Here is a 12133-nt window from a genome sequence, read left to right on the forward strand (position 1 = left end):
ATGAAATACTCGCTTGGGCCACTCCTTTATTTCTGGTCAAAAAACGATGTCGAAGCCTTCTACCAGCAGGCAAAAGACGCCAGTACCGATATTATCTATCTGGGTGAGACGGTATGTTCTAAACGCCGTGAAATGAGACCAGCCCACTGGTTTGATATCGCCAAGGAGCTCTCGGCAGCCGGCAAGCAGGTTATCCTATCAACAATGGCACTGCTGGAAGCGCCGAGTGAAGTCAATGTAATGAAAAAATACATTGATAACGGTGAGTTCATCGTCGAGGCCAATGATGTGTCGGCCATTCAGATGGCACACGACCACAAAGTACCGTTTGTAGTCGGCCCAGCAGTCAACTGCTACAACGCCCAGACCCTGAATCTGTTTTTGAAAAAAGGGATGACACGCTGGTGTATGCCGGTCGAGCTGTCGCGGGAATGGCTGCAGAACGTCGTGAGTGAATGCGAAAAAATGGGGTTCCGCGAACAGTTTGAAACCGAAGTGTTCAGTTACGGCTACCTGCCGCTGGCCTACTCAGCACGTTGCTTTACCGCCCGTGCCGAAGATCGCGCCAAAGATGACTGCGAAACCTGCTGCATCAAATACCCGAACGGAATCGTCGTGAACAGCCAGGAAGAGCAGAAAGTCTTTACCCTGAACGGGATTCAGACCCAGTCAGGCTATTGCTACAACCTGATCAACGATCTCAAAGGTATGGAAGGCTTGGTCGATGTCGTACGGCTCAGTCCGCTAGGCCTTGATACCCTGCCACTCGTCGATCAATTCCGTGACAACGAGCAAGGTGGCACCCAGCATAAACTAGAAGGCGGCCATCACTGCAACGGTTACTGGCATAACCTTGCGGGATTAAATATCGCCTAACCTGCCTCATGTTGAAACGATAAAAAAGCCGCGAACATCGCGGCTTTTTTTATAAATCGCAGGAAACCCACTAGCCAAGTTCGGCCGGCTGGTTGGCCTGGGCCTCTGCCATTAAGCGGCTTAGTTCCAGCAGTGAGAAGCGGTGTTCGACGAACTCATACACGTTGCCTGACAATGCCAGTTTGTACAGCATCAGAGCCGATTGAAAATCCTTTTTATAGTGGTACAACTTGGCCATGTAGAAGTACGCTTCGGTCAAATGCTCTGCCAGCACTTCATTGCTTTCACTTTCAGAAGCGATCTGCTCCAGAAACTCACTTTCAGTGAGCTCTCCCAGATATAACCGTACAACCTGCCAGCCCCAGTTCTGCTTGTCGCTCACGTCATAACGTTGCTGTAGCTTGTCCTGGGCACTCTCAGGAGTGCGCTCCAAATCCACCAAATATAACCAGATTACCCGGTATGGATCATTCACATTCTGCTGGTAATGGGCGTTCAGATCTTCATGGGCCAAGTCATAACGGCCACCGTAATAGAGGGCTATTCCACGGTTACGCTGGGCAAAAGGATGACGAAGGTTCAGCTCCAGGGTGGAATCAAATGCTTCGTAGGCCGCATCAAAGTGTGCACTCTGGGTAAAGTACACCCCCAGAATATTAAAGACATCAGGCTGATCAGGCTTTAGTGACAATGACTGGTTGAAATCAAGGCGGGCAAGATCGCGTAATCCAATGCTGTCATGCAATAATCCGCGCTCGTAATAGATTTGTGCCAGAGTGTCATTATCCAGATCACTACGTTGAAGCAGCTGATCGATACGAGCCAGCTGGATCTGCTGCTGGATTGTTGGCTGGTAAGGCACCGCCATTGGAGGATGTGTCCAGTTCGACTGGGGGGCGGCGGTACAGCCTGCCAACATCATTATCATCGCAAGACATGCGAATTTTAACCTGTTTGCAATCAATGCAATTCTCCCTGAGGTGATACAGTCTTCTTACTAGCTTATACCATCATTATCAAGATGGCGGCTATCGAGCTTTGCTCAATATACGCCTAAGTAACTAATGGGTATAAAAAAGGGGCTTAATAGCCCCCTTTATAACATGCTTTTAGAAGAAAGACTTAAGCTTCTGGCTTTTCGTCTGCTGCTGGTGCTGGGCTTTGCTCAGCAACCGCTTCTTTCATGCTTAGGCGAATACGGCCCTGACGGTCGATTTCAAGTACTTTAACCTGAACTTCCTGACCCATCTGTAGATGATCAGCAACTTTCTCGATACGCTCCTGAGCGATTTGAGAAATGTGTACCAGACCTTCCTTCGTACCGATAACAGATACAAACGCACCGAAGTCAACGATACGCATAACTTTACCAGTATAGATACGGCCTACTTCAACGTCAGCAGTAATTTCTTCGATGCGACGGATAGCTTCTTTCGCAGCTGTACCTTCTGTCGCGGCGATCTTCACTGTACCGTCGTCTTCGATTTCGATAGTTGTACCCGTTTCTTCCGTTAGAGCACGAATAACTGCACCACCTTTACCGATAACGTCTTTGATCTTCTCTGGGTTGATCTTCATTGTGTGAATGCGAGGAGCAAACTCAGAGATATCTTCACGGTGAGTACCGATTGCATCATCCATCACGCTAAGGATGTGCTTACGCGCACCTTTCGCTTGGTTTAGAGCAATCTGCATGATCTCTTTAGTGATACCTTCGATTTTGATATCCATCTGCAGTGCAGTGATACCGTCGTCAGTACCTGCTACTTTAAAGTCCATATCACCAAGGTGGTCTTCGTCACCCAGGATGTCAGAAAGAACAACGAAGTCATCGCCTTCTTTCACAAGACCCATCGCGATACCCGCAACAGACGCTTTGATTGGCACACCAGCATCCATAAGCGCCAGAGATGTACCACATACAGAAGCCATTGAAGATGAACCGTTAGATTCAGTGATCTCAGACACAACACGTACTGTGTATGGGAATTCTTCAACAGATGGCATTACCGCTGCAATACCACGCTTAGCCAGTTTACCGTGGCCGATTTCACGACGCTTAGGAGAACCAACAAAACCAGTTTCACCTACACAGTATGGAGGGAAGTTGTAGTGCAGAAGGAAGTGATCTTTCTTCTCACCCATTAGGCTGTCGATGATTTGCGCATCACGTTGTGTACCAAGCGTAGCAGTAACAAGCGCCTGAGTTTCACCACGAGTGAACAAAGAAGAACCGTGAGTACGCGGAAGAACACCAGTGCGTACGTCTAGCGCACGAACCATGTCTTTTTCACGGCCATCGATACGTGGGTTGCCCGCAATGATGCGGCTACGTACAACGTTTTTCTCTAGAGAGCTTAGCATGTCGCGGATTTCGCGCTCGTCAAGCTCTTCGTTTTCGCCGATAAGTGCTTCAACGACATCGTTCTTGATTGCGCCAACTTCGTCGTAACGCGCCATCTTTTCAGTGATTTGGTACGCGTCAGCCAGACGAGATTCTGCTTTTTCTGCAACCTGTGCTTTCAGCTCAGTGTTTTCTTCTGGTGCAGTCCAATCCCATGCAGGAGTCGCTACTTCAGCGGCAAACTCGTTGATTGCATCGATAACAACTTGCTGCTGGTCATGACCGTATACTACAGCTTGTAGCATTTGCTCTTCAGACAGGCGATCAGCTTCAGACTCAACCATAAGAACAGCGTCTTTCGTACCAGCAACTACAAGATCCAGACGGCTCTCATCTAGTTCAGTGTTGCTTGGGTTAAGAACGAACTGGTCATTGATGAAACCAACACGTGCTGCACCGATAGGGCCATTGAACGGGATACCAGAGATTGCAAGTGCTGCAGACGTTGCAATCATAGTGATCATGTCTGGGTTTACGTCTGGGTTTACTGAAACCACAGTCGCGATAACCTGAACTTCGTTTTTGAATGCATCTGGGAATAGCGGACGGATTGGACGGTCAATCAGACGTGCAGTCAGTGTCTCTGCTTCAGAAGGACGACCTTCACGCTTGAAGAAACCACCTGGGATTTTACCTGCAGCGTATGTACGCTCTTGGTAGTTAACTGTTAGCGGGAAGAAGTCCTGGCCTTCAACTGCCGCTTTTTTACCAACAACTGATACGAATACAGATGTATCGTCCATGCTAGCCATAACAGCTGCAGTCGCCTGACGAGCCATAACACCAGTTTCTAGGGTAACCGTGTGGTTACCGTACTGGAAAGTCTTTACGATAGGATTCACGTGAATTTCCTTAAATTTATTCCGCTTTCTATTTGCGTCGTTAAGTATATCTGACACAAGGAAAAGCGTCATGTGATGAAAGACACTTTACAGTGATTTCACGTATCGCGACTAATGAAAATTCTCTCAGAGAGGAAGAACTGTCATTAGCCGCGACCTGAAGGTCGACGAAAACGACTCGTGATATCACGGTGCAAAAATGTCAGTGATAGTTCATCAATCTACTCGCTACAGGATCATTCAATCAGCAATGACGATGCAGGTATCGGATGAAGCTGTAAGAAGGGATAGTAATGAACATAAAAAGAAAGGAGCCATAAGGCTCCTTTCTCAAAAGCAATCTTAGCGACGTAGGCCTAGACGCTTGATTAGGTCTTGGTAACGATCTAGGTTCTTACCTTTTAGGTAGTCTAGAAGCTTACGACGACGAGAAACCATACGTAGTAGACCACGACGGCTGTGGTGATCGTGTTTGTGGTTAGCGAAGTGGCCTTGAAGGTGGTTGATTTGTGCTGTTAGCAGTGCAACCTGAACTTCAGGAGAACCAGTGTCGTTTTCACATTGTGCGTATTCAGCAACGATTGCTGCTTTAGTTTCTGCATTCAGAGACATAACTCTATCCTAATACAAGATGTTTCAAATTTGTGCCAGCCAATCTCTGATTCAGCCGACACCCGAGCCGCGGATTATACTTGGAGCCCATCCTAACAGCAAGGGGATATTTGTAATAAAAGGAGAGTGGCCAGGTACGAGTTACAAGGTGGGTCCTGGGTCCTGGGTCCTGGGTCCTGGGTCCTGGGTCCTGGGTCCTGGGTCCTGGGTCCTGGGTCCTGGGTCCTGGGTCCTGGGTCCTGGGTCCTGGGTCCTGGAGGCAGAAATAAAAGAGCAGAATGTTCTTGTCAAACATTCTGCTCTTAAAGACATAACTCAAAGCCGCTCTTCCTAGTACCTAGGACCCAGACAGCCAGAACCTGTCGTTAGTCTTGCTTATTCGCCATTACGCGCTTCGGAGCCAGCATGCCCTCTTTGTCGATAGTACCGACGCCGATAAATTCACGCTGCTCACCCACGGTAATGCGGACCAAGGTGCCTGTTTCAGGCACGCGGCCGGCCTGTACCGGGTTACCGTTTAAGATATACACGGCCAACGCTGGCAAGATGTTCACTTCCGGCAAGTCCTGTACCGCACTGTCTGTCGGCAACAATAGCGGATCAAGCAACTCGCTTGGCGCAATCTCCTGCTCGTTTGCCTGATCAAGCAATGCCTGAAGTTGCTCCAAGGTTACCATGCGTTCCATCGGATAGTTGGAAACTCCGGTACGACGCAGGTAAGTCACGTGCGCACCGCAACCTAGCATCTCTCCCAGGTCATCAACAATCGTGCGGATGTAGGTACCTTTCGATACATGCAGCTCCATCTCGACTTCGTTGTTGTCGAAACGAATAAGCTCGACAGAGAACACGGTGATCTTACGCGACTCGCGAGGAACTTCGATCCCTTCGCGGGCGTATTCATACAACTTACGGCCTTGGTATTTCAGTGCCGAGTACATCGACGGAATTTGATCCGTGGTGCCACGGAACTTGGCAATGCAGCGCTCGAGCTGGCCGCGGTCAACCTTCACTTCTCGGGTTTCCACCACTTCACCGTCGGAGTCCGACGTATCCGTGCGTTCACCCAGCTTGGCAATAACGCGGTAGCGCTTGTCGGAATCGAGCAAGAACTGCGAAAACTTCGTCGCCTCACCAAAGCAGATAGGCAGCATACCGGTAGCCAGGGGATCCAACGCGCCCGTATGGCCCGCTTTTTGCGCGAAAAAGATACGCTTTACTTTCTGCAGCGTATCGTTCGAGCTCTGTCCGGTAGGTTTGTCGAGGAGAATAACCCCGTCGACTGGGCGACCCTTACGACGACGTGCCATGGATTACTCCTCGCCTTCTGCTTCTGGTTCATCGCCACGACGATCTTCGTCATCGCGAACCGCTTTAGACACAAGGTTTGAAATACGCATACCTTCAGTCAATGACTTATCAAAGATGAAGTTTAGCTCTGGGGTAACACGCAGGCGAATTTGCTTACCAAGCAACGAGCGAATATACGGTGCCTGTTCACGCAGCGCTTCCAGGCTTTCTTGTGGCGTTTGCTCACCTACAGTCAGGAAGGTTACATAAACTTTCGCGTAACCCATGTCGCGTGATACGTCGACGCTCGAAATGGTTGCCATCGCAATACGCGGATCGCGAACTTCACGCTGTAAGATAACCGCCAGCTCTTTTTGCAGTTGCTGGGCAACGCGCTGGGTACGGCTGAATTCTTTTGCCATTTTATCTATCTCTCTTAAAGAAGAGAGCTCTCTTGAAGAGTAAGGCTCTCTTGACAGAATGGGGAGCCGAAGCTCCCCATTGGATTATTTATTTTACCTTGAAATACAACTACCTTGGCATTTAGTCCAGAGTACGTTGAATCTCAATGATTTCATAAACTTCGATCTGGTCACCAACGCGAACGTCATTGTAGTTCTTAACGCCGATACCACATTCGTAGCCGTTCTTAACTTCCTGAACGTCATCTTTAAAGCGACGTAGTGATTCTAGCTCACCTTCGTAGATAACAACATTATCACGTAGGACACGGATAGGGTTGCTACGCTTGATGGTGCCTTCAGTAACCATACAACCAGCGATAGCGCCGATCTTAGGTGACTTGAACACGTCACGTACTTCCGCCAGACCCATGATTTCCTGCTTGAATTCAGGAGAAAGCATACCGCCCATTGCCGCTTTAACTTCGTCAATCAGCTGATAGATGATTGAGTAGTAACGCAGATCCAGGTTCTCGGTTTCAATCGTACGGCGCGCAGATGCATCAGCACGAACGTTGAAGCCAAGGATGATAGCGTTAGATGCAGCAGCCAGTACGGCGTCAGTTTCAGTGATACCACCAACACCAGAACCTACGATGTTAACTTTAACTTCTTCAGTTGACAGCTTACGTAGAGAATCGGCGATTGCTTCTACAGAGCCCTGTACGTCAGCTTTCAGTACAACGTTCAGTTCAGCAACTTCACCGGCAGTCATGTTAGAGAACATGTTCTCCAGTTTCGCTTTCTGCTGGCGAGCCAGTTTAACATCACGGAACTTGCCTTGACGGTAAAGTGCAACTTCACGCGCTTTACGCTCGTCACGAACAACGGTGGCTTCGTCACCTGATGATGGAACACCAGACAGACCTAGGATCTCAACAGGAATTGAAGGACCAGCACTTTCAATTTCTTTACCTAGCTCATCGCGCATTGCACGAACACGGCCATGCTCAAGGCCACAAAGAACGATATCACCTTTACGCAATGTACCTTCTTGTACCAGAACAGTTGCAACCGGGCCACGGCCTTTATCAAGACGAGATTCTACAACCACACCCTTCGCCATGCCTTCTTCAACTGCTGTCAGCTCAAGAACTTCAGACTGAAGTAGAATTGCTTCTAGAAGACCGTCAATGTTAGTACCTTGCTTCGCAGAGATGTGAACGAACATGTTCTCACCGCCCCACTCTTCAGGGATAACATCGTACTGTGCCAGTTCGTTCTTAACGTTGTCTGGGTTAGCGTCTTCTTTATCGATCTTGTTCACAGCAACAATCAGAGGAACATCAGCCGCTTTCGCGTGCTGGATAGCTTCGATTGTCTGTGGCATCACGCCATCGTCTGCTGCAACAACCAGAACAACGATATCCGTCGCCTGAGCACCACGAGCACGCATAGCAGTAAACGCTGCGTGTCCCGGAGTATCAAGGAAGGTGATCATGCCGTTGCCAGTTTCAACGTGGTATGCACCGATGTGCTGGGTAATACCACCCGCTTCGCCAGAAGCAACGTGAGCCTTACGGATGTAATCAAGAGTTGATGTTTTACCATGGTCAACGTGACCCATGATAGTAACAACCGGCGCACGAGGAACTACGGCTAGGTTTTCATCACGGTCAGACAGTACCGCTTCTTCCAGCTCGTTCTCTTTGCGAAGAATTACTTTGTGGCCCATTTCTTCAGCCACAAGTGCTGCTGTTTCTTGGTCGATAACTTGGTTGATAGTCGCCATTGCGCCCATCTTCATCATCACCTTGATAACTTCAACGCCTTTTACAGACATCTTATTAGCAAGCTCAGAAACAACAATCGTTTCACCGATCACAACATCAGACTTAGCAACTGTTGCTGTTTTATCGAAGCCATGCTGCATAGAGGTTGGCTTGCTAACCTGCTTCTTGCCGCGACCACGTTGGTTACGACCACCGCGACCGCCACTACGGTCGTCAGTTTTAGCGCCGGCTTTTTTCTTCTTGCGGCGGCGACCGCCTTCTTCTTTGCGGTCTTGCTCGTCTTCAGCTGCGCGTGCGTAGCTAGACGTTGTAGTATGATAATCAGTTTTTTCCATACTTGCTGTAGCCTGATCAGGTTTTGACCAGTTCTTCTCGTTTTGTTCTGCCATCTTGCGTGCCTCTTCTAGCTGGCGCTGACTCTCTTCTTCGGCTTTACGCTTGGCTTCCTCTTCCCGGCGACGTTGTAGCGCCTCAGCTTCTTTTTTAGCCTGTTCATCAGCGGCGGCGCGTTTAGCTTTTTCTTCAGCTAAACGCTTGTCCTCAGCGTCACGATCCAGCTTATCCTCAGCGTCACGTTTGGCCTTCTGTTCTGCATTTTGCTTGGCTTTTTCTTCAGCCAAGCGCTTGTCTTCAGCTTCACGCTTCGCTGATTCTTCAGCTTCACGTTTCGCCTGCTGTTCCGCTTCACGCTTTGCTGCTTCTTCTGCAGCACGCTTAGCAGCGTCCTCAGCTTCACGCTGGGATGCTTCTTCCGCTTGACGCTTGGCTTCTTCAGCAAGGCGCTGTTCTTCTTCAAGCGCAGAACGTTTTACGTAGGTGCGCTTTTTGCGCACTTCTACCTGAACACTTTTATTCTTGCCACCAGTGCCCGAAACACTCAGCGTGCTTCGAGTCTTGCGTTGCAGAGTAAGGCGTGTAGGAGCCTCGCCAGTGTTGCTTTCGCCACCATGTTCTTTCTTAAGGTGAGATAACAACGACTGCTTTTCTTGTTGGCTTACGCTTTCTTCAGCTTTCTTGCTGATACCAGCATCGGCAAACTGTTGAAGCAAACGATCAATCGGAGTACCAATTTCCTCGGCTAATGCTTTAACTGTAACCTCTGACATGCTGCTCCTCCCTTGCTTTTAAAATTTACGCTTCGTCGCTGAACCAGCAAATATTACGCGCGGCCATGATTAGCTCGCCCGCTTTAGCTTCGTCCATGCCTTCGATGTCGGTCAGGTCATCAGTGCCCTGATCAGCCAGATCTTCAAGCGTACTTACACCTTTCGCAGCCAGTTTGAACGCCATCTCGCGCTCAAGACCGTCAAGGCCAAGCAGGTCTTCAGCAGGCTCAACACCTTCGAAAGACTCTTCTTGAGCAAGAGCTAGTGTTGTCAGCGCTTCTTTAGCACGGCTACGTAGCTCGTCGACCATCTCTTCTTCAAGACCTTCAACGGCCATTAGCTCGTTAACTGGTACGTAAGCGATTTCTTCAAGTGTGGTGAAACCTTCTTCAACCAATACAGTTGCGAAGTCTTCATCAATATCAAGATGCTTAGTAAACACCTCGATGGATTCCTGTGCTTCTTCCTGATGCTTCTTCTGCAGATCTTCTACAGTCATCACATTCAGTTCCCAGCCAGTTAGCTGAGATGCCAGACGCACGTTCTGGCCACTGCGGCCGATTGCCTGAGCAAGATTATCCTTCTCAACAGCAATGTCCATAGTGTGGTTGTCTTCATCGACGATGATAGAGCTAACTTCTGCCGGAGCCATCGCATTGATAACGTATTGCGCTGGGTTTTCGTCCCAAAGCACGATATCGATACGCTCGCCACCAAGCTCGCCGGATACCGCCTGAACACGTGCACCGCGCATACCTACGCAAGCACCAACAGGGTCGATACGCTTGTCGTTAGTCTTCACTGCAATTTTTGCACGAGAACCAGGATCACGGGCTGCGCCCATTAGCTCAATCAGCTCTTCGCCAATTTCTGGTACTTCGATACGGAACAGCTCAGAAAGCATATCGGCCTTAGAGCGAGTCATGAATAGCTGGAAGCCACGCGCTTCAGGGCGTACTGCGTACAGCAGACCACGTACACGGTCACCTGGACGGAAGTTTTCGCGAGGAAGCTGGTCATCACGCTGGATCACAGCTTCTGCGTTGTTACCAAGGTCAATGATAACAGCATCACGGTTTACTTTCTTTACAACACCGGTGATTAGTTCACCTTCGTTGTCAATAAACTGTTCAACAATCTGAGCGCGCTCAGCTTCACGTACTTTTTGTACGATAACTTGTTTTGCAGTTTGAGTCGTAATACGGTCGAAAGTTACAGATTGAATTTCATCTTCAACGTAACCATCTAGCTCGATGGTTTCATCTTCAAACTGTGCAGCTTCCAAGGTGATCTCAAGCGTTGGCTGAGTCACTTCTTCAACCGCTTTCCAGCGACGGAAAGTTTCGAAGTTACCCGTTTTACGGTCGATAGCAACACGAACGTCAATTTCTGCTTCGTATTTTTTCTTTGTAGCTGTCGCCAGTGCGATCTCAAGTGCTTCGAAGATACGCTCACGAGGAACAGCTTTTTCGTTGGATACCGCTTCAACGACAGCCAAGATTTCTTTGTTCATTTCTAATGCCCCAATTTTAGCGGTTAGAATTTTGGAACCAGGTTGGCCTTGGAAATATTGCTCAGTGCAAATGTTTCTTCTTTGCCATCTACTTTCAGAGTGACTAGCTCGCCTTCGACAGCAATGATGTCACCTTTCCACTTACGGCGATTGTCCATCGCCATTTTCAATACCAAGCTGACCTCGTGGCCAATAAATTGCTGGTAATGTGCAGCTTTGAATAACGGCCTTTCAAGACCAGGGGAAGATACCTCCAGGTTATAAGCCACAGTAATTGGATCTTCTACATCCATTACCGCGCTAATTTGGCGGCTCGCCTCGGCACAATCATCAACAAAAATACCGTTCTCATGGTCGATAAAAACGCGTAACGTTGAGTGCTCACCTGCACGGATAAATTCCAAACCGACTAATTCATAGCCTAAAGCCGTTACTGGCGCTTCAAGCAGTTCGGTTAATTGCATCTCTAAAGCTGTCAAAACAACCCCCTGGAAACAAAAAAAGGGCACTAAAGCCCAGTAGATACCTGAATGGTCATTTTTCAGATAATAAAAAACCCCGAATTACGGGGTTTTTTATCACTGGACCCTGATTGCCACAGCCCTGGGCTATGACAGAAAAAACAAACTTCCCTAATAGAATAGTCGTTTTTTCGGAAAGTGGTTGCGGGGGCCGGATTTGAACCAACGACCTTCGGGTTATGAGCCCGACGAGCTACCAAGCTGCTCCACCCCGCGTCCGTAATCTGACGCGATTATATCGCTCAGATGTTACTCTTTCAAGTAACGAATAATGGTGCCGAGAAGGGGACTTGAACCCCTACACCTTGCGGCACTAGCACCTCATGCTAGCGTGTCTACCAATTTCACCATCTCGGCTAAATCTTTAATTACTGAGGAATGTCGCTATTTGCAGGAACACTCTCAGCTTTATCTACAACTTGCTCTGTTGCTGGGGCACTTAGGTCTTCCCAGCCGCTGGTTTCTTTTGCTTGCTTAGCACTGATGTTGCCAAGAACAAGACTGATAACAAAGAAAACAGTTGCACAAACTGCGGTCATTCGGGTCAAAAAGTTTCCAGAGCCGCTCGCGCCGAACAGGGTACCTGATGCGCCAGCCCCGAATGAAGCTCCCATATCTGCGCCTTTACCTTGTTGAACCAATACTAGGCCAATAACACCAAGCGCAGCCAACAGATAAATCACAAGTAGAATTTCGTACATGGGTTCCACCTATGGTTAAATTGTTGTGCCGGCTTTGCTAAAGCAGTGCCAGCGCACCCCTTCACTCAAGGAGC

General features: G+C 48.8%; 11 protein-coding genes and 2 tRNA genes. 2 read left to right on the forward strand and 11 right to left on the reverse strand.

All coding sequences use genetic code 11. The features are described 5' to 3' along the window. Positions 1-876: a U32 family peptidase gene (locus tag MD588_RS14625; protein ID WP_265698117.1), complete on the forward strand. Its 876-nt coding sequence runs from the start codon at positions 1-3 to the stop codon at positions 874-876. A gap of 70 nt (positions 877-946) precedes the next feature. Here MD588_RS14625 and nlpI read toward each other — a convergent pair whose 3' ends face one another. Together nlpI and pnp are read right to left on the reverse strand one after the other, a co-directional pair. Continuing rightward, the gene (nlpI, locus tag MD588_RS14630; RefSeq protein ID WP_265698118.1) at positions 947-1840 is read right to left on the reverse strand and encodes a lipoprotein NlpI; all 894 of its coding nucleotides are present in this window, start codon (positions 1838-1840) and stop codon (positions 947-949) included. Between the two features lie 158 nt (positions 1841-1998). After that, positions 1999-4122 carry a polyribonucleotide nucleotidyltransferase gene (pnp, locus tag MD588_RS14635; RefSeq protein ID WP_265698119.1) on the reverse strand — a complete coding sequence of 708 codons (2124 nt, stop codon included), beginning with the start codon at positions 4120-4122 and terminating at the stop codon, positions 1999-2001. Between the two features lie 199 nt (positions 4123-4321). On the opposite strand from pnp, the gene MD588_RS26135 reads away from it, so the two are divergent. Then, positions 4322-4468, forward strand: coding sequence for a DeoR family transcriptional regulator (locus MD588_RS26135; protein ID WP_407676573.1), 147 nt, complete (start codon positions 4322-4324; stop codon positions 4466-4468). On the opposite strand, the gene rpsO is transcribed toward MD588_RS26135, so the two are convergent. From rpsO to secG, 9 genes are all read right to left on the reverse strand, one after another. Then, positions 4465-4734 (reverse strand): 30S ribosomal protein S15, encoded by a 270-nt coding sequence (rpsO, locus tag MD588_RS14640; RefSeq protein ID WP_005369538.1) that lies wholly within the window; start codon positions 4732-4734, stop codon positions 4465-4467. The genes MD588_RS26135 and rpsO overlap by 4 nt on opposite strands. A 365-nt stretch (positions 4735-5099) precedes the next feature. Continuing rightward, complete coding sequence (gene truB / locus MD588_RS14645) at positions 5100-6044, reverse strand: tRNA pseudouridine(55) synthase TruB (RefSeq protein ID WP_265698121.1); 945 nt, start codon at positions 6042-6044, stop codon at positions 5100-5102. A 3-nt stretch (positions 6045-6047) separates the two neighbouring features. After that, on the reverse strand, positions 6048-6446 hold the full coding sequence (gene rbfA / locus MD588_RS14650) for a 30S ribosome-binding factor RbfA (RefSeq protein WP_265698122.1): 399 nt from the start codon (positions 6444-6446) through the stop codon (positions 6048-6050). A 121-nt stretch (positions 6447-6567) separates the two neighbouring features. Then, complete coding sequence (gene infB / locus MD588_RS14655) at positions 6568-9324, reverse strand: translation initiation factor IF-2 (RefSeq protein WP_265698123.1); 2757 nt, start codon at positions 9322-9324, stop codon at positions 6568-6570. Between the two features lie 25 nt (positions 9325-9349). Beyond that, on the reverse strand, positions 9350-10837 hold the full coding sequence (nusA, locus tag MD588_RS14660; protein WP_265698124.1) for a transcription termination factor NusA: 1488 nt from the start codon (positions 10835-10837) through the stop codon (positions 9350-9352). A gap of 23 nt (positions 10838-10860) precedes the next feature. After that, entirely contained in the window at positions 10861-11316 is a 456-nt protein-coding gene (gene rimP / locus MD588_RS14665; protein ID WP_265698125.1) for a ribosome maturation factor RimP, read from the reverse strand. Between the two features lie 181 nt (positions 11317-11497). After that, positions 11498-11574 (reverse strand) — tRNA-Met (locus MD588_RS14670). Positions 11575-11630: 56 nt separating this feature from the next. Continuing rightward, positions 11631-11715, reverse strand: a tRNA-Leu gene (locus MD588_RS14675). Between the two features lie 11 nt (positions 11716-11726). Further along, positions 11727-12059 carry a preprotein translocase subunit SecG gene (secG, locus tag MD588_RS14680; protein WP_265698126.1) on the reverse strand — a complete coding sequence of 111 codons (333 nt, stop codon included), beginning with the start codon at positions 12057-12059 and terminating at the stop codon, positions 11727-11729. Positions 12060-12133: the final 74 nt, after the last annotated feature.

The sequence above is a fragment of the Photobacterium obscurum genome (genome assembly GCF_026191635.1).
In the GTDB taxonomy this organism is placed as follows: Bacteria; Pseudomonadota; Gammaproteobacteria; order Enterobacterales; family Vibrionaceae; genus Photobacterium; species Photobacterium obscurum.